Below are 16,530 nucleotides of genomic sequence, written 5' to 3' on the forward strand. Positions count from 1 at the left end.
GTCATCCCTTCAGCGCCCCGCCCAGCAGGCCAGCCACGAACTGCCGCTGGAAGACCAGGAAGAGCACCATCAGCGGGAGCGTGGCCAGGAAGGAGCCGAGCATCAGGCCGGAGTAGTCGACGTGGGTCAGTCCGGTCAGTGTGTTCAGCGCGACCGGCACGGTGTACTTGTCCTCGGTGTTGAGCATCAGCAGCGGCCAGATGAAGCTGTTCCACTGACCCATGAAGGTGAAGATGACCAGTGCGCCCAGCTGCGGCCGCACGCACGGCAGCACGACCTGGTAGAAGGTGCGCAGCTCGCCGGAGCCGTCGATCCGGGCCGACTCCAGCAGCTCGTCGGGGAAGTCCAGGAAGCCCTGGCGCATCAGCAGGATGCCGAAGGAGTTGGCCAGGAACGGCACGATCACGGCCTGGTAGCTGTCGATCCAGCCGAGGCTGGCCATCATCTGGAACAGCGGGACCAGCAGCACCTGCAGGGGGATCATCATGGTCGCCAGCACCAGGCCGAGCAGCAGCCCGCGGCCGCGGAAGCGGTACTTGGCCAGCCCGTAGCCGCACATCGCGGACAGCAGCGCGCTCAGCACGGTGTAGACGACGGCGATCCCGAGGCTGTTGAGCAGCACCCGGCCGAAGCCGATGGTCTCCTGGAGGTGCACCAGGTTGCGCAGCAGGTTGCCGCCGGGCAGGAACGGCGGTGGGGAGTGGAACAGTTCGGAGCTGCTGTGGGTGCTGGCGATCAGCATCCAGGCGAAGGGCACCAGGCTGAGCACGGCGCCGAGGGTGAGAACGGCGAGGACGGCGATGCGGCCGAGCCGGGCGGGCAGCGGGGTGCGGCCGAGCCGGGCGGGCCGGCTTTCCGGCGAGGTGCTGATCATCGGCGGCGTTCCCTTCCGTAGAGCCGGAACTGCAGCAGTGAGACCGCCGCGATGATCAGCACGACCACCCAGGCGATGGCGGCCGCGTAGCCGAAGTCGAGCTGCTGGAAGCCGACCTTGTAGAGGTAGACCACCGGGGTGAGCGTGGCGTCGCCGGGGCCGCCTCGGGTCAGCACGTAGTTCTCGTCGAAGAGTTGCAGGGTGCCGATGGTGGAGGTGATGACGCAGAACAGCACCACCGGGCGCAGCTGCGGCAGGATCACGCTGGTGTAGGTGCGCACGGTGCCGGCGCCGTCGAGGGCGGCGGCCTCGTACTGGTCGCGGCCGATCGCGTGGAGTCCGGCCAGCAGGATCACCGCGTTGTAGCCGGTCCATCGCCAGGTGACCGAGCCGATCAGCGAGATCCTGGCCCAGGTGGGCGAGTTGAGCCAGTCGACCGGGCCGAAGCCGAGGGCGTGGAGGAACTGGTTGGCGAGGCCGCCGTCGGTGCGCAGCAGGACCTGGAAGACCACGGCGTAGGCGACCAGGGTGGTGATCGCGGGCAGGAAGAACACCGCCCGCCAGCCGGATCGGAACCGCAGCCAGGACTGGTTGAGCAGGACGGCCAGCACCAGGGCGAGGCCGATCATCACGGGCACCTGGACGGCGAGGATCATGCCGGTGTTGACCAGGGAGTGCAGGAAGGCGGGGTCGTCGAACATCCGTCGGTACTGGTCCAGGCCGACCCAGACGTCGGCGCCGTCGCGGCGGGCGGTGAAGCTCTGGTAGAGGCTGGCGCCGAGCGGGTAGGCGAAGAAGGCGACGAAGAGGACGGTGGTGGGCCCGGCGAACAGCCAGGCGGCGGTGCGTGGGGAGCGCCGGCGGCGGGCGGGGGCGGCCTGGCTCGGGGCCGCCGCTTTGCGCAGGGAGGCCGGGAGGCTGCTGGTCATCGGGCCCGCCCCTACGCGACCGTTTGGCGGCCGGTCGCGGTGGCGATCTGGCGGGCGGCGGAGCGCAGCACGGTGCCCGGGTCGGCGCCGTTGTGCAGGACCTGGTTGACGGCGGTGGTGACGATGTCGCCGGCCTTGGAGTCGTCCGCGGTGAGCTCGACGGTGGGGATGCCGCGGGTGAGCCCGGCGAACATCTGCATGGTCGGCTGGCCGCCGTAATAGGGGGCGGGCTGCTGGAAGTACGGGTCGTCCAGGGCGGGGAGGTAGGCGGGGAAGAGGCCCTCGTGCTGCATCATCGAGGCCTGGTTGGCCTTGTCGGCGAGCAGGAAGGAGAGGAAGGCCCAGGCCGTCTCCGGGTTCCTGCTCTGCGCGGTGACACACAGGGTGGAGCCGCCGGTGTTGGAGGTGCGGACGCCGCCGGGAGTGAAGGCGGGCAGCGGGACGACGCCGAACTTGCCGCTGAGGTCGGCCATTTCGGCGGTGAGGGTGCCGTCCCACCAGGCGGCGGTGGGGGTGGTGGCGGCCTTGCCGTCGTGGGTGCCGGAGACGAGTCCGTCCCAGCCGTTCTCGAAGTCCACCAGGTCGCGGTCGACGAGCTGCTTCAGCAGGGTGAGCGCGCGTTCGGCGGCGGGGGTGGCGACGGCCACCTTGCCGTCGGTGAACCAGCGCTGGCCCTGCTGTTGGAGCAGCATGGCGAAGAGGCTGTCCTGTTTGGCGTCCAGGATGAGCAGCTTCTTGCCGGTGGCGGCCTTGAGGGTGGTGCCGGCGGTGACGTAGTCGTCCCAGGTGTTGAGGCCGGCCGGGTCGATGCCGGCCTGCCGGAACAGGTCGCGCCGGTAGAACAGGGCGCACGGCCCGCTGTCCCAGGGCAGGGCGTGGACCCGGCCTCTGGCGTCCGTAACGGTGCGCCAGGAGGCTTCCGCGAACTGGGACTTGAGGTTTAAGGCACGGCTGGTGAGGTCGACCAGGGCGTTCGGGAAGTTGCCGATGTAGGTGGGCAGTTTGTGGCCCTCGACGGTGAGGATGTCGGGCAGTCCGCTGCCGGCGCCGAGCCCGACGGTGATCTTGTCGTAGGCGTTGTCGTAGCCGATGTCCACCACCTCGATGGTGGTGCCGGGGTGGGCCTGTTCGAAGACCTTGCCGAGCCGCTGCATGGCCTTGGCGGCGACGTCCCAGGACCAGATGGTGACCTTCCCGGCGAGGGCGGCGCCCGGGCTGCCGGTGAGCTGCTTGGCGCTGGTGCCACCGGCACCGCCGGTCGCACAGCCGGTGGCGCCGGCCACCAGCAGTGCGCTGCCCGCGAGTCCGGCCGAGAGGATGCGGCGGCGGGACGGTCCTGGCGCTGATCCGCCCTGGTCACGGGCGAGTTGGGGATGTTTTCTGTGCCGGGTTTCTGCGGACATCTTGCCTCCCGACTGGTGAATGCCGAATGCTGTATACAGAACTCAGCATTCACAACCCCGTCAAGGCTTGTGACTGAAATCGCGGAAGGTGCCCCGATGAGCACACGCGTCCCCCGAACCCACCCGTACATCCCCAACTCCGCCCCGGAGGTGAGGAAAGCGATGCTGGCGGCGGTCGGCGCCCAGGACGTCGAGGAGTTCTACGCCGACATCCCCGCCGCCCTCCGGCTGGACCGCCCACTGCGGCTGCCCGAACCGCTCGGCTCCGAGGCCCGGCTGGTCGCGCACATGGAGGATCTGCTCTCCCGCAACACCGCCGTGCCGCCGGGCCGCAGCTTCCTCGGCGCCGGCTGCTACCGCCACCACGTGCCCGCCGTGGTGGACGAGATCGTCAACCGCAGCGAGTTCCTCACCGCCTACGCGGGCGAGCCGTACGAGGACCACGGCCGCTTCCAGGCGCTGTGGGAGTACCAGTCGCTGATGGCCGAGCTGCTGGCCGTCGAGGTCGTCAACGTCCCGACGTACGACGGGTTCCAGGCCGCCGCCACCGCACTTCGGATGGCCGGACGGGCCACCGGGCGGCGCCGGCTGGTCCTCGTCGGTGAGATCGACCCGGACCGGCTCTCCCGGATCCACGACTACGTCCGGGGCGTCCACGAGCTCGTGCCCGTCCCGGCCGATCCCGCCGCCGTGCAGGCCGCGCTGGCCGAGGGCGACGCGGCCGCCGTCTACGCACAACTCACCGACCACTGCGGCCGGGTGGACCAGGAGCTGCCAAGGTACATCGAACTCGCTCATCAGGCAGGAGCGTTGGCTGTCGTCCACGTCAACCCGATCAGCCTCGGCGTGCTCACCCCGCCCGCCGAACTCGGCGCCGACCTCACCTGCGGAGACCTCCAGCCGCTCGGCATCCACCCCAGCTTCGGCGGCGGCAACGCGGGCTTCATCGGCAGCCCGGACGACGAACGCCTGGTCGCCGAGTACCCGAGCCGACTGTTCGGCCTCGCCCCCACCGAAGTCCCCGGCGAGTACGGGTTCGGCGACGTCGCGTACGAGCGCACCTCCTTCGCTCTGCGCGAGGAGGGCAAGGAGTGGGTCGGTACCGCCGCCGCCCTGCACGGCATCGCCGCCGGGGTCTACCTCGCACTGATGGGCCCGCACGGCATGCGCGAGATCGGCGGGACGATCCTCGCCAACACCGCCTACGCCCGGCAGCGCCTCGCCCGCGTCCCCGGCGTGGAACTGCCGGACCCGGAGGCCGTGCACTTCGCCGATTTCACCGTCCGCTACACCGGCGAGCGCAGCGCCGCCGAGATCGCCGAGGCGCTGCTCGCGCTCGGCCTGCACGGCGGCACCCCGGCCGGAGCCGACGAGGGCCGCTACTGCGTGACCGAGCTGCACACCCGGGCCGACATCGACCGCCTCGCCGACGCACTTGAGGAGATCGTGAAGTGACGAACCATCAGGCTAATGGCCCCGTGGACCCCCGGATCGCCCCCAAACCCGCCCTGCGCCGTTTCCACCAGGCCCGCTGGGACGAGAAGCTCGTCTTCGAACTGGGCGCCCCCGGCGAGCGCGGCGTCCTGCCCCCGCTGCCCGAGCCCGCCGTCACCGCCGCCGTCGGAGACCCGGCCGAGCGGCTGCCCGCCGCGCTGCGCCGCAGCGCGCCGCCCGCCCTGCCCGAACTCGGCCAGCAGCAGGTGCTCCGGCACTACCTGCGGCTCTCCCAGGAGAACCTCGGCGCCGACCTCAACGTGGACGTCGGCCAGGGCACCTGCACCATGAAGTACAGCCCCAAGGTCAACGACACCTTCGTCCGCGACCCCCGGATCGCCTCCCTGCACCCGGCGCAGGACGCCTCGACCGTCCAGGGCGTGCTCGAACTCGTCCACCGGCTGGAGCAGTTGCTCAAGGAGATCTCCGGCATGGACCGGGTCAGCCTCCAGCCCGGCGCGGGCTCGGCGGCGATCTGGACCAACGTCTCGGTGATCCGCGCCCACCACGCCGCGCGCGGCGAGCTGGAGCAGCGCGACGAGGTCATCACCACCGCCTTCTCCCACCCCTCCAACGCCGCCTGCGCCAAGACCGCCGGCTTCAGGGTGATCACCCTGCACCCGGACGCCGACGGCTACCCCGACATCGAGGCACTGCGCGCCGCCGTCGGCCCGCGCACCGCCGCGCTGCTCATCACCAACCCCGAGGACACCGGCATCTACAACCCGCGGATCACCGAGTTCGTCCGGATCGTCCACGAGGCCGGCGGCCTGTGCGCCTACGACCAGGCCAACGCCAACGGCATCCTCGGCATCACCCGGGCCCGCGAGGCCGGCTTCGACCTGTGCCACTTCAACCTGCACAAGACCTTCTCCACCCCGCACGCCTGCGGTGGCCCGGCAGCCGGCGCCTGCGGCGTCACCGCCGAACTGGCGCCCTACCTGCCGCGCCCCACCGTCGAGTTCGACGGCGAACGGTACGTCCTGGACGACGACCGGCCCGACTCGGTCGGCAAGATCCGCCCGTACCTGGGCGTCGTGCCGAACCTGGTACGCGCCTACGCCTGGATCACGGCGCTGGGCGCCGAGGGGCTGCGCGAGGCCGCCGAGACCGCCGTGCTCAACAACAACTACCTGCTGCACCTGGTGAAGCAGATCCGCGGAGTCTCCGTCCCCTACGCCGAGGGCCGCCCCCGGGTCGAGCAGGTCCGCTACAGCTGGCAGCAGCTCAACGAGGACACCGGCCTGCACAGCGAGGACCTCGGCTACCGGGCCGCCGACTTCGGCACCCACTACTGGACCAGCCACCACCCGTACGTCGTCCCCGAGCCGATGACGCTGGAGCCCACCGAGTCCTACTCCCGGGCCGACCTGGACGAGTACGCGGCGATCCTCGCCGAGGTCGCCCGCGAGGCGTACGAGGACCCTCAGACCGTCCGCACCGCGCCGCACAACTCCACCGTGCACCGGATCCGGCACGAGCCCCTGGACGACCCGGCGGTCTGGTCGGTCAGCTGGCGCGCCTACCGCCGCAAGGTCCTCGGCGAGCAGCCGTGACGCCCGCCCCGAGCGCCCGGATCGGGCTCGTGGTCAACCCGGTGGCCGGCCTCGGCGGCCGGGTCGGCCTCAAGGGCAGCGACGGCGCCGAGGTCCAGCGGCGGGCCCTGGCGCTCGGGGCCCGCCCGCAGGCCGTCGCCCGGGCCGCACTGACGCTTCGCCACCTCCCCTCGGACGTGGAGCTGATCACCGCCGACGGCACGATGGGCGCCGAGTCCGCCCGCGTGGCCGGCCGGCCCGCGCGGGTCGTCCACCGGCCCGCCGGGGCGGACACCACCGCCGCCGACACCCGAGCGGCGGTGCGCGCCCTGGTCGCGGCCGGCGCCGGGCTGCTGCTGTTCTGCGGCGGCGACGGCACCGCCCGCGACGTGCTCGACGCACTCGGGCCCGAGCCCTGCCTGCCGGTGCTCGGCATCCCGGCCGGCGTCAAGATGCACTCCGCGGTGTTCGCCGTCCACCCCCGGGCCGCCGCCGAGGTCGCGGCCGCCTGGGCGGCCGGCCGGGGCGTGCGACTGACGGCCGCCGAGGTGGTGGACCGGGACGAGGGCGCGCTGCGGGCCGGCCGGGTCTCCGCCCGACTGTACGGCCGGCTGACCGTCCCGGTGCTGCCCGCCCGGGTGCAGCAGCGCAAAACCGGCAGCTCCGGACCCGATCCGGGAACGCCGGCCGGCATCGCCGCCGAGGTCGCCGAACGGGTCGGCCCCGGCGGGCTGCTGCTCCTCGGGCCCGGCAGCACCACCTACGCGGTGGCCACCGCACTCGGGGCGCCGGGCGCCAGCCTGACCGGCGTCGACCTGCTGCGGCTCGGCCCCGACGGCGCGCTCGGCCCCGACCGCGCCGACGGCCTCGCCACCCCCGCCCGGGTACTGATCCACGACGCCCGGGCCGACCAGCTGCGCACCCTGCCCGCCACCCCCTACATCGCCCTCTCCCCGATCGGCGGCCAGGGCTTCCTGCTCGGCCGCGGCAACCAGCAGCTCACCCCCGAACTGCTGCGCACCGCCGGCCGGGAACGGCTACTGGTGCTCGCCACCGAGGCGAAACTCGCCGCCCTGGCCGGCCGCCCGCTGCTGCTGGACACCGGCGACCCCGAACTGGACGACGCCCTCTCCGGACACGTCCGGGTGATCACCGGCCGCCGCTCCGGCGCCGTCTACCGGCTGTCGGCCTGACCCTCCCACCCCTTGCAGAGGAGCTCCCCCATGATCGACCTGCACGGCAAGCGCGCGATCGTCACCGGCGCCGCCTCCGGCATCGGCCGGGCCACCGCCGCCCTGCTCGCCGAACTCGGCGCCGCCGTCGTCCTCGTCGACCTCGACGCCGAACGCGGCGAACAGGCCGCCAAGGAGATCGGCGGCACCTTCGTCCGCTGCGACGTCTCCCGGCGCACCGACTGCGAGCGCGCCGTGCGCACCGCCGTCGAGCAACACGGCGGCGTGGACGTGCTGTTCAACAACGCGGGCATCATCCGCCGCTCCACAGTCACCGAGATCAGCGACGAGGACTGGGACCTGGTGATGGCCGTCAACGTCCGCTCGATCATGCTGCTCAGCGGGCTGGTGGTGCCGCTGATGGCCGCGAACGGCGGCGGCAGCATCGTCAACACCGGCTCCGGCTGGGGCATCAAGGGCGGCGGCCAGGCCGTCTCCTACTGCGCCTCCAAGGGCGCCGTGGTCAACATGACCCGGGCGATGGCCATCGACCACGGCCCCGACAACATCCGGGTCAACTGCGTCTGCCCCGGCGACACCGACACCGGCATGCTCGCCGAGGAGGCCCGCCAACTCGGCGAGAACCCGGACGCCTTCTACACCGACGCCGCCGACCGCCCGCTCGGCCGGATCGGCCGGCCCCGGGACATCGCCCAGACCGTCGCCTTCCTGGCCAGCGACGCCGCCGCCTTCGTCAGCGGCGCCGTCATCGCCGTGGACGGCGCCGGCACCGCCTGACCCGGAACACAGCCCTGTCGACGGCTGCGGGCGACCGGCCGTCAGCGCCGGTCGCCCGGCCGGTACGCTACGGACCGAGGAAGAAGGGAAGCCCGATGGCGATCGAGCGGCGTCCGCTGCGCGAGCAGGTGAAGGACGAACTCCTGGAGCAGCTCGGCCGCGGCCGGTTCACCCCTGGCGAGTCGATCAACGAGGTCCAGCTCGCCGAGGAACTGGGCGTCAGCCGAACCCCCCTGCGCGAGGCCCTGATCAGCCTGGAACGCGAGGGCATCATCACCAGCGAGCGCGGCAAGGGCTTCCGCTTCGCCCCCACCGGCAAACAGGAGTTCCTCGACCTCACCGCGATCGTGATCGCCCTGGAGTCGCTGGCCCTGCGCACCTCCGACCCGGCGCACCTGACCGAGATCGCCCCCCGGCTGCTCGCCGAGGCCCGCGCCTTCTCCGCCCCGCAGGCCCCGCACGGCACGATAGAGCGCTACGACGACGCCTGGCACGCCCTGCTGCTCTCCGGCTGCACCAACGCCCGGCTGCGCGAGATGATCGACTCGCTGAAGCTCACCCTGCACCGCTACGAGCGGGTGGTGGTCGGCGACCACGAGATCCTGGAACGCGCCGCCGAGGAGCACGAGCGGATCGCCCAGTTCCTGCTGAACGGCGACCTCGAACAGGCCGTCACCGCGCTGGAGGCCAACTGGACCAGCGGCATGGAGCGCATCCTGGACCGGCTGCCCCCGGTCGCCGCCCTCTGAACCCCGTCCGGTCGTCAGTCGAGCATCTCGGCGACGCCCGGGGTGAGCCAGTGCAGCCGGTCGGCCAGGCCCGCCGCCGCGAACCGTGCGGTGGTCTCCGTCCGCCCCTCGGTGAAGTGCTCCCACGAGGTGTAGTGGACGGGCACGACCCGGCGGGCTCCGATCGAGGCGGTGAGCGCGGCGGCCTGCGCCGCGTCCATGGTGATCAGCTCACCGCCGCCGAAGGCCTCGATCCGGGCGGCGCCGAGGTGCAGCAGGGCCGTTCCGATCCGGAACCTCCGCCCCACCTCGGCCAGTTCGGGGATGTGGACGGTGTCGCCCGAGACGTACAGCGCCTCCTGCTCACCCGGTACCTCGACCACGAACCCGGTGACCTCCCCGACCGGCCCGTGCACACCGGGCGTGCCGGTCACCCGCAGGGTGCGGCCGTCCACGGTGAGGTCGCGGGTCTGCCACGGCGCCAGCCCGAGCGCGCCGCCACCGAGCCGGGCCGCCCCGCCGACCGTGGTCAGCACCGGCCGCCCGTCGAGCAGGGTACGGCCGGTGGCGTCCAGATTGTCGGGGTGCTCGTCGTGGCTGAGCAGCACGGCGTCCACCGGCGGCAGCTCGTGCACGCCGGTCGCCGGGCCCCGGGTGCTGCGCAGGACCACCGGGTCGTGCCGGTACTCGGCGGGGGCCGGGTCGAAGACCGGATCGGTGAGCAGCCGCAGGCCGCCGACCTCCAGCAGGACCGTCGCCGTTCCGATGTGCGTGGCCTTGATCATCACAGTGTTCCTTCTCTCGTCACGAATTGATGTTCAGTCGGTGTTCTCGGCCGGGATCCGGAACCGGCGCCGGTAGTCCCCCGGAGTGGTGGACAGCCGGTCCCTGAACACCCGGTGCAAGGTCTCCACGGAACCGAGGCCGCAGGCCCGGGCGACGCCCGGCAGCGGATGGTCGCTGCGCTCCAGCAGCCGGCGGGCGGCCTCCAGGCGCAGCTCCTCCACGTAGGCCCCGGGGGTGGTGCCGGTCTCCGCGCGGAAGACCCGGGCGAAGTGCCGTTCGCTCATGGCGAGCCGCCCGGCGAGCACGGGCACCGAGAGATCGGCGTCCAGGTGTTCGGCGATCCAGCGGCGCAGAGCGCCCAGGTCCGCCCGGCCGCCCGTACGGTGCGCCAGAGGGACGCTGAACTGGCTCTGGCCGCCCGGTCGTTGGAGGTACATGACCATGATCCGCGCGATCTGCAGCGCCAGGTCGTCCCCGTGGTCCTCGGCGACCAGGGCGAGGGTGAGGTCCATGGCGGTGGTCAGACCCGCGCTGGTCCAGATCCGCCCGGAGCGGATGAACACCGGGTCGGCGTCCACCTCGACGGCCGGGTGGTCGGCGGCCAGCCGCTCGGCGGTCGCCCAGTGGGTGGTCGCGCGATGCCCGTCCAGCAGTCCGGCCGCCGCCGCCACGTGGGCGCCCGCACAGACCGAGGCGATCCGCCCGGCCCGCGGCCCGGCCTCCCGCAGCCAGGCGACCACCGCCGGATCCACCTGCGGCACCGGTCCGTCCGGCCCCAGGTCCACCCGCCCCGGCACCAGCACCGTGTCCGGCCGCACCCGCTGCTCGGCCAGGGTGTCGGTCACGTACAGCGGCACCCCCGAGAAGGTCGCCACCGGCCCGCGCCGCTCCGCGCACACCCGCACCTCGTACCCCGGCCGCCCGGGCGGCAGCAGCCGACCGGCCAGCGCGAGGACCTCGGCGGGCCCGGCCACGTCCAGCGCGTTCACTCCGGGGAACACCGGGATCACGACCAGATGCGGCAGGCGGGGTGCGTCGTTCATGCCCCCCACCCTTGCCCGGCGGCACCGATGGCGGCAATGACGGGACTCTGCAAGATCCGGCCACCGCCACATCCGGCAACCGCCCCGGCGCAGGCCCTACGCCCCTGGTCCGACCGCCCCGGGGCCGGCGCCCGATTGACGCTCCGCCGTCTCCCCGCAGCATGATGGCCCGCATGTGGGGCAAGTGGATCGACTGCCGGGTGACGCCCGGAGCACACGAGGCGTTCGCCGCCGGCCAGCGCCGCTGGTCGGCGATCTCCGACCAGCCGGGCCTGGTCGGCCAGGCCGGCGGCTGGGCGCCCGACGCCGACCGGGCCCTCCTGCTCGGCCTGTGGACCGACGAGCCCGCGTACACCCGCTTCATGCGCGAGCGCCACGACCGGATCGCCGCCCAGGCCGCCCAGCCCTCCGGCTACAGCTCGATCGAGGTCGCCGCCGGCCCGGTCGTCCTCACCATGCCGGGCGCGGCCCCCTTCCTTTCCGACGCCCTCACTCGCGCCACCGTCCTGCGGGCGGCCGACTGCCGACTCCACCCCGGCCGCGCCGAGCACTTCCTCGACGTCCAACGCCGGCTCTGGGCCCCGGGCATGGCCGCGGCGGACGGCATGCTCGGCGGCACCGTCACCCGCCTCGCCCCCGACCGCTGCCTCGTCACCACCCTCTGGACCACCCCCGCCGCCCACCACGCCTACACCACCCACCACCTCCCCGCCCTGCTTCCCCGCGCAGCGGTCCCCACCGACGTCCGGACGCTCACGGGGCACCTGGTTCCCCTCGAACCCTCGTGGCTGGTCCAAGCGGAACCGGGCCCACGCTGACCGGCCTCGGCGGACGCAGCCCGACGACCGTCACGACCAGGCCGCAGCGGGCACGGCAGTCGGGCCCGGTACGGTGACGGCAGGTGAACCCTCAGGTGCGGGTGGAGGTTGCGGTGGCGGAGCAGGAGTTCCGGGTGCGGGCGATCGGGTGGGTGGAGTCGCCGTTGGTGGAGCGGGCGGGGGCGCCGAGGCAGGGGGACGAGGGCGGGCCGGAGGCGTGGGTGGTGTTCGAGGCCGGGGTGGAGCGGGGGCTGCGGGACCTCGCGGCCGGGCAGGAGGTGCTGCTGCTGACCTGGCTGCACCGGGCGGACCGGGAGGTGCTCACGGTGCATCCGCGCGGGGAGCGTTCCCGGCCGGAGACCGGGGTGTTCGCCACCCGCTCGCCGGACCGGCCGAATCCGATCGGGCTGCACCGGGTCACCGTCCTGGCGGTGGACGGCCCGCGGCTGCGGGTCGAGGGGCTGGAGGCGATCGACGGCACCCCGGTGCTGGACGTGAAGCCGGTGCTGCCCGGGCCTTCCGAGCGGTAGCCGGTCGAAGGGAGGTCAGGCGGGCCAGCGCAGCACCGCGCCGAGGCCGCCGGGCGGGCCGGGGGCGGTGTCCGGGACGAGCAGGGCCTCGGCCGCGCAGGCCGTCGCGGCGCGCAGCAGGGCGTCGGCGGCGGGGGCCTGCGCCGGGCGGCGGACGCCCATGTCACGCAGGTCGGCCCGGTGGACGCCGAGGTGCTCGGGTTCGGGGCCGGTCCACACCGGGCGCTCCGGGTCGTGGCCGCCCGTCTGGAGGAGCAGCGCGGCGAGCTGGTGCTGCCGGGCGGCGCTCAGCACGGCGGGGATGCCCTGGGCGGCCTGGCCGGGCGCGGTCTCGGTCCCGGCGGCATCGGTGCGGTGTTCGCCGGGGCGGCCGACACCGGTGTGGAAGGCGTCCAGCAGCTCGGCCAGGTGCCGGCTGCGGTGCTCCTTCCAGGCTGCGGCGAGGCGCCGGTCGAAGGCTTCCCGGGAGGTGCCGCCGGTCCCGGTGCCGCCCTCCAACTCGACAGTCGCCGAGTGGAGTTGCTGTGGCAGCCGGTCCTGGACGGCGCGGCGCTCGCGGGCGCCGCCGGTGAGGACGAGCAGCTGGGCGCCGCTGTGCGGCCAGGTCCGGGCGAGGTGCCCTGCGACGATCCCGGCGGTGCGCTCCCAGGTGTCCTCGACCCGGTGCCGGTAGTGCCACTCGTAGCGGTCGGCGGGCGGGGCGCGGTGCCCCCGGCCCTGCCACTGCGGGCCCTCGACCGTGCCCATCGGCTCGCCGCGTCCGAGTTCGTAGCGCTCCAGGTCCGCCCCGGTGCGGTCGACGGCCGCGACCAGGCAGGCGGGCACCGCGTCGTCCAGCAGGCCGAGCAGCGGGCCGGTGTGCGGAAGCGGGGCCCAGGTGGCGGCGACGTCGGGCGGGGAGAAGGCGAGCGGGACGTCCAGCGCCACCTCGCCGTCCGCCGCGAACAGCGCCCGCCCGGGCGGGGACCCGGCCGTGGGCGCCCCGGCCAGGTGGTCGCGGACGGCCGCGCAGCTGGGTGCGTCGGCTCCGGCGCCGGCCAGCCGCTGAACGGCGGCGCGGTCGAGCAGCGCCCGGCGCCGGGCGGCGTCCTCGGTGGCGCGGGAGGTGTCGAGGTAGACGGAGGCCCAGGGTCCGGGCCGGTCGAGCAGCGGGGTGAGGAACGCGAGGTCCATGACGGCCTCCCGGGATCGGGTCTTGGAGTCGGTGGGCGGGGTCGGTTCGAGCTCCCGGCGAAGGGGGCTCAGTGCCCGAGCAGGTGCCGGATCCGGCCGACGGGGCGTGCCTCCCTCTCCCGGCCACCCTGTTCGGCGGCCCGCTCCTTCGGCGGCACCCGCATCTCGTCGGAGCCGCCCACGGCGCGTTCCGCCGGGGCGGAGTGCCGCACCGGCGACTCCATCGGCGCCATCGGCCGGCCCTCCGGGCGGCCCGACCCGCCCTGCGCCGACCGCTCCACGGGAGTGCCGGCCCGCCGTGGCCTTCGCGGCGCCCGCCAGGACAGCCCGATCATCGCGAGGCCGAGACAGAAGAGCACGGCCAGCGCCACACCGGAGAGGAGGATGCCCAGGCTGTTCAGCACCACCAGGTTGCTGCCCAGGATCGTCACCGGGTGACCGGGCCCGCCGGGGAGGTTGTCCGCGATCGGCAGTGCGACGAATGCGCCGGACGCAGCCGTCAGCGGAAGTCCCAGCAGCACCATGGGAATCCCTTCCGTCCTGGTCTCGACCGACCCCCGCGTGGATCCGCGCCTACCCGCCCCGCGCGGCCCGTAACGGCCGCTGAGGAATCCGGAGGACCGTCAGCGGCCGGCCGTCGCGACGAGGCGGCGCAGCGTGGCCCGGGCGGGTGGGCCGAGCGTCACGGGGCGGTCGGCCGGGCCGGGGTGCCGGTCGCGCGGCAGGTCCCGCACCGGTTCCGCGGTGACGTCGATCCCCGCGTGGGTCATACGGAACAACGGTACATGCGGAGCAACGGCAGTCGGGCAGCGGCGGGTAGCGCTGGAAACGGGCCTACTCGGTCTGGACGGCGATCAGGCAGGTGTCGTCGTCGGTGTCGGCGGGGCTGAGTTCGAGCAGCCGGTCCAGGTACTGCTCCAGGTCCGGACCGGGGGCACCGGCCGCCCCGATCAGCTGCTCCACCGACTCCTCCACCGGGCGGTCCCGGCGCTCGACCAGCCCGTCGGTGTAGAGCAGCAGGACGTCTCCCGGGTCGAGCCGGGCGGTGCGCTCCTCGTACTCGGCGTCGTCCAGCGCGCCGAGCAGCACGCCGTGCGGCAGCGGCAGCACCTGGGCGCCGTCCGAGCCGAACCGGATCGGCGGCAGGTGGCCGGCCCGGGCCCAGTGCAGTTCGCCGCCGAGCGGGTCCAGCAGCACGCAGACGGCGGTCGCGGTGACCTGGCCCGGTTCGCGCAGGGCGACGGTGTTGGCCCACGCCAGCAGCCGGCCCGGGCCGGCTCCGGTGACAGCGAGGCCGCGCAGGGCGTGCCGCAGTGCGACCATCCCGGTGGCCGCGCCGACGCCGTGCCCGGCCACGTCCCCGACCGCGAGCAGCACCCTCCGGTCGGGCAGCACCATCACGTCGTACCAGTCGCCGCCGACCCGGTCGCGCTGGGCGGCGGGCCGGTAGCGGACGGCGGCGTGCAGACCGGTGACGCCGAGCGGGGGAGGCGCGGCAGGCAGGATCGCCTGCTGCAGCCGGAGAGCCAGCTGCGCCCGCTCCGCCGACTCCTGCTCGCTGTCGGCCAGCCGCTCCCGGGTGGCGCCGAGGGCGACCTCCGTCCAGTGCTGGGCGGAGACGTCGTGGTACGCGCCGCGGACGGCGACCAGTCGGCCGGCCTCGTCCACCACCGGCTCGGCGATCACCCGGGTGAAGCGGTGGGTGCCGTCCGGGCGGTCCAGCCGGACCACCGCGGAGGCGGTGCGGTGGTGGTGCCGGACGGTGTCCAGCAGGCGCCGGATCGCCGGCCGGTCGTCCGGGTGGGTGTGCCGCGCGAGCCGGTCCAGCGGTACGGGCGGAGCGCCCGGCGGTAGCCCGTACAGCTCGTACAGCCCGTCGCTCCAGCGGATCCGGCCCTCGGCGGGGCGCTCCTCGAACCCGGCCACCCGGGCCAGCCGCTGGGCCTGGCGGAGCAGGGCGACGCGCTCGTCCTCCTCCCGATCGTCGTCCAGCTGCCAGCAGAGCAGCAGCCGGTTGCCGAGCGGGACGACCGAGAGCAGGACGGCCGCCGGGACGGCCGGCCCGTGCTCCCGGAAGGCCAGCCGGACCCGCTCGGCGGTCGACGGCACGCCGGTCTCGTACGCGCGCAGCAGCCGGTCGAACAGTCCGGCGGCGCAGGCCACCGGGTAGGTCTCCAGCAGCGAGGCGCCCTCCAGCGTCTCCCGGGGGCGGCCGAGCGGGTCGCGGAACCGGGCGTTGACCCGCAGCACCGTGAAGTCGGCGATCCGCTCGGCCCGGAGGGCGGGGGCCAGCAGCAGCGCGGGCGTGAGCAGCCCGTCCAGGAGGGCGGCGGCCTGTTCGGGGGCGGCGGCCTCCGGCGGCGGGCCGAGCAGGGTCGTGCACAGATCGGCGAGGGCGTACAGCTCGCGGCGCCGGGCCGGGCCGAACACCGGGGTGGCACCCGGGCCGGCGGCCGGCCAGAGCAGTTCCAACGCGCCCCTGCGGCGGCCCCGGTCGAGCAGCGGGAGGACCGCCCGGGTGGCGCCGACGCCCACCGAGGGCCCGTCCGTCCCGGGCTCGCCGGGCCACAGTTCGGCTCCGCTGCCGACGACGAGCTGCGCCGGGGTGGGGACGCCGGGCGGCACCCGGGCCCAGTCGGCCGCCTCGTCGGCGCAGAGCCCGGCGTGCGCGGCGAGGGCGAGCGCGCCGCCGGGCAGCCGCTGCCAGACGGCCACGGCACGGACGCCGAGCGCCGCCGCGGCCTGGTCCAGCACGGCGCCGGTGGCGTGCTCCAGGTCGGGCGCGGCGGCGAGTGCGGGCGCAACGGGTGGGCCGGCCTCGGGCGGCTCGGCGACGGGAAGGCCGGCCTCGGGTGGCTCGACGACGGGAGGTGGGACGGCCGACGGCGCCCGCCCCACTTCCGGCCCGGTCCCCACTTCCGGCCCGGTCCCCGCTTCCGGCCCAGTCCCCGCTTCCGGCTCCGGCGTCGGCTGCGGAAGCTCCGGAAGCCCCGCGATGTCCGCTGCCAGCGCGAGCACCGGCACGCCCGCTTCCCGGGCCAGCCGGGCGAGGTGCGCGGCGGCCTCGGCGACCGGCAGGCCGAGCCGCTCGGCCAGGATGCCGGTGGCGAGGTCGACGGCGGCCTTGGTCCGCGCCTCGGCGTGCGCCCGGGCGGCGGCCGCCCGGAGGCGGCGGACGGCCTCGGCCAGGGCCCGGGCCGTGCGTTCCGCGGACTCCTGCCCGCCGGTCACGGCGTACCCCGGAGCC

At 74.4% G+C, this 16,530-nt stretch carries 16 protein-coding genes; 7 read left to right on the forward strand and 9 right to left on the reverse strand.

Annotated elements, in window-relative coordinates; all coding sequences use genetic code 11:
- Position 1: 1 nt before the first annotated feature.
- The 3 genes from ACIRRH_RS22035 to ACIRRH_RS22045 are packed head-to-tail and all read right to left on the reverse strand — an operon-like array spanning position 2 to position 3,206.
- Positions 2-874 carry a carbohydrate ABC transporter permease gene (locus ACIRRH_RS22035; RefSeq protein ID WP_403069937.1) on the reverse strand — a complete coding sequence of 291 codons (873 nt, stop codon included), beginning with the start codon at positions 872-874 and terminating at the stop codon, positions 2-4.
- Positions 871-1,803: a carbohydrate ABC transporter permease gene (locus ACIRRH_RS22040; RefSeq protein WP_403069940.1), complete on the reverse strand. Its 933-nt coding sequence runs from the start codon at positions 1,801-1,803 to the stop codon at positions 871-873. Before ACIRRH_RS22040 ends, ACIRRH_RS22035 begins: the two co-directional genes overlap by 4 nt.
- 11 nt (positions 1,804-1,814) lie before the next feature.
- Positions 1,815-3,206: an ABC transporter substrate-binding protein gene (locus tag ACIRRH_RS22045; protein ID WP_403069943.1), complete on the reverse strand. Its 1,392-nt coding sequence runs from the start codon at positions 3,204-3,206 to the stop codon at positions 1,815-1,817.
- A 96-nt stretch (positions 3,207-3,302) separates the two neighbouring features.
- Between ACIRRH_RS22045 and gcvPA the strand changes: the two genes are divergently transcribed.
- The 5 genes from gcvPA to ACIRRH_RS22070 all read left to right on the forward strand — a co-directional run bounded on the left by gcvPA (position 3,303) and on the right by ACIRRH_RS22070 (position 8,954).
- Positions 3,303-4,661: an aminomethyl-transferring glycine dehydrogenase subunit GcvPA gene (gene gcvPA / locus ACIRRH_RS22050; protein WP_403069946.1), complete on the forward strand. Its 1,359-nt coding sequence runs from the start codon at positions 3,303-3,305 to the stop codon at positions 4,659-4,661.
- Positions 4,658-6,256: an aminomethyl-transferring glycine dehydrogenase subunit GcvPB gene (gcvPB, locus tag ACIRRH_RS22055; protein WP_403069949.1), complete on the forward strand. Its 1,599-nt coding sequence runs from the start codon at positions 4,658-4,660 to the stop codon at positions 6,254-6,256. Before gcvPA ends, gcvPB begins: the two co-directional genes overlap by 4 nt.
- Positions 6,253-7,428: an ATP-NAD kinase family protein gene (locus ACIRRH_RS22060; RefSeq protein WP_403069951.1), complete on the forward strand. Its 1,176-nt coding sequence runs from the start codon at positions 6,253-6,255 to the stop codon at positions 7,426-7,428. The genes gcvPB and ACIRRH_RS22060 overlap by 4 nt, the downstream gene beginning before the upstream one ends.
- A 30-nt stretch (positions 7,429-7,458) precedes the next feature.
- Positions 7,459-8,205 carry an SDR family NAD(P)-dependent oxidoreductase gene (locus tag ACIRRH_RS22065; RefSeq protein ID WP_403069954.1) on the forward strand — a complete coding sequence of 249 codons (747 nt, stop codon included), beginning with the start codon at positions 7,459-7,461 and terminating at the stop codon, positions 8,203-8,205.
- Between the two features lie 95 nt (positions 8,206-8,300).
- A complete protein-coding gene (locus ACIRRH_RS22070) occupies positions 8,301-8,954 on the forward strand; it encodes a GntR family transcriptional regulator (RefSeq protein ID WP_403069957.1) in 654 nt (217 codons plus the stop codon).
- A 14-nt stretch (positions 8,955-8,968) separates the two neighbouring features.
- Here the strand turns inward: ACIRRH_RS22070 and ACIRRH_RS22075 are convergent, their stop codons facing one another.
- Both ACIRRH_RS22075 and ACIRRH_RS22080 read right to left on the reverse strand, forming a co-directional pair.
- The gene (locus ACIRRH_RS22075; protein WP_403069959.1) at positions 8,969-9,718 is read right to left on the reverse strand and encodes an MBL fold metallo-hydrolase; all 750 of its coding nucleotides are present in this window, start codon (positions 9,716-9,718) and stop codon (positions 8,969-8,971) included.
- A gap of 33 nt (positions 9,719-9,751) precedes the next feature.
- On the reverse strand, positions 9,752-10,762 hold the full coding sequence (locus ACIRRH_RS22080) for a GlxA family transcriptional regulator (protein WP_403069962.1): 1,011 nt from the start codon (positions 10,760-10,762) through the stop codon (positions 9,752-9,754).
- A gap of 173 nt (positions 10,763-10,935) precedes the next feature.
- On the opposite strand from ACIRRH_RS22080, the gene ACIRRH_RS22085 reads away from it, so the two are divergent.
- Both ACIRRH_RS22085 and tsaA read left to right on the forward strand, forming a co-directional pair.
- On the forward strand, positions 10,936-11,580 hold the full coding sequence (locus ACIRRH_RS22085; RefSeq protein WP_403069964.1) for a DUF4937 domain-containing protein: 645 nt from the start codon (positions 10,936-10,938) through the stop codon (positions 11,578-11,580).
- Positions 11,581-11,663: 83 nt separating this feature from the next.
- Complete coding sequence (tsaA, locus tag ACIRRH_RS22090; RefSeq protein ID WP_403069967.1) at positions 11,664-12,110, forward strand: tRNA (N6-threonylcarbamoyladenosine(37)-N6)-methyltransferase TrmO; 447 nt, start codon at positions 11,664-11,666, stop codon at positions 12,108-12,110.
- A 15-nt stretch (positions 12,111-12,125) separates the two neighbouring features.
- Here the strand turns inward: tsaA and ACIRRH_RS22095 are convergent, their stop codons facing one another.
- The 4 genes from ACIRRH_RS22095 to ACIRRH_RS22110 all read right to left on the reverse strand — a co-directional run bounded on the left by ACIRRH_RS22095 (position 12,126) and on the right by ACIRRH_RS22110 (position 16,514).
- A complete protein-coding gene (locus tag ACIRRH_RS22095; protein ID WP_403069969.1) occupies positions 12,126-13,283 on the reverse strand; it encodes a hypothetical protein in 1,158 nt (385 codons plus the stop codon).
- Positions 13,284-13,351: 68 nt separating this feature from the next.
- A complete protein-coding gene (locus ACIRRH_RS22100; protein WP_403069972.1) occupies positions 13,352-13,807 on the reverse strand; it encodes a hypothetical protein in 456 nt (151 codons plus the stop codon).
- Between the two features lie 99 nt (positions 13,808-13,906).
- Positions 13,907-14,053, reverse strand: coding sequence for a hypothetical protein (locus tag ACIRRH_RS22105; RefSeq protein ID WP_403069975.1), 147 nt, complete (start codon positions 14,051-14,053; stop codon positions 13,907-13,909).
- 64 nt (positions 14,054-14,117) lie between these two features.
- On the reverse strand, positions 14,118-16,514 hold the full coding sequence (locus ACIRRH_RS22110) for a PP2C family protein-serine/threonine phosphatase (protein ID WP_403069977.1): 2,397 nt from the start codon (positions 16,512-16,514) through the stop codon (positions 14,118-14,120).
- Positions 16,515-16,530: the final 16 nt, after the last annotated feature.

The organism is Kitasatospora sp. NPDC101235, assembly GCF_044767505.1.
In the GTDB taxonomy this organism is placed as follows: domain Bacteria; phylum Actinomycetota; class Actinomycetes; order Streptomycetales; family Streptomycetaceae; genus Kitasatospora.

Bases quoted from the DNA above. Each gene is read 5' to 3' on its own strand.
- ACIRRH_RS22035 (WP_403069937.1), bottom strand. From the start codon at position 874: ATGATCAGCACCTCGCCGGAAAGCCGGCCCGCCCGGCTCGGCCGCACC.
- ACIRRH_RS22095 (WP_403069969.1), bottom strand. From the start codon at position 13,283: ATGGACCTCGCGTTCCTCACCCCGCTGCTCGACCGGCCCGGACCCTGG.
- ACIRRH_RS22100 (WP_403069972.1), bottom strand. From the start codon at position 13,807: ATGGTGCTGCTGGGACTTCCGCTGACGGCTGCGTCCGGCGCATTCGTC.
- ACIRRH_RS22085 (WP_403069964.1), top strand. From the start codon at position 10,936: ATGTGGGGCAAGTGGATCGACTGCCGGGTGACGCCCGGAGCACACGAG.
- ACIRRH_RS22080 (WP_403069962.1), bottom strand. From the start codon at position 10,762: ATGAACGACGCACCCCGCCTGCCGCATCTGGTCGTGATCCCGGTGTTC.
- ACIRRH_RS22040 (WP_403069940.1), bottom strand. From the start codon at position 1,803: ATGACCAGCAGCCTCCCGGCCTCCCTGCGCAAAGCGGCGGCCCCGAGC.
- gcvPA (WP_403069946.1), top strand. From the start codon at position 3,303: ATGAGCACACGCGTCCCCCGAACCCACCCGTACATCCCCAACTCCGCC.
- ACIRRH_RS22045 (WP_403069943.1), bottom strand. From the start codon at position 3,206: ATGTCCGCAGAAACCCGGCACAGAAAACATCCCCAACTCGCCCGTGAC.
- ACIRRH_RS22065 (WP_403069954.1), top strand. From the start codon at position 7,459: ATGATCGACCTGCACGGCAAGCGCGCGATCGTCACCGGCGCCGCCTCC.
- ACIRRH_RS22105 (WP_403069975.1), bottom strand. From the start codon at position 14,053: ATGACCCACGCGGGGATCGACGTCACCGCGGAACCGGTGCGGGACCTG.
- ACIRRH_RS22070 (WP_403069957.1), top strand. From the start codon at position 8,301: ATGGCGATCGAGCGGCGTCCGCTGCGCGAGCAGGTGAAGGACGAACTC.
- ACIRRH_RS22075 (WP_403069959.1), bottom strand. From the start codon at position 9,718: ATGATCAAGGCCACGCACATCGGAACGGCGACGGTCCTGCTGGAGGTC.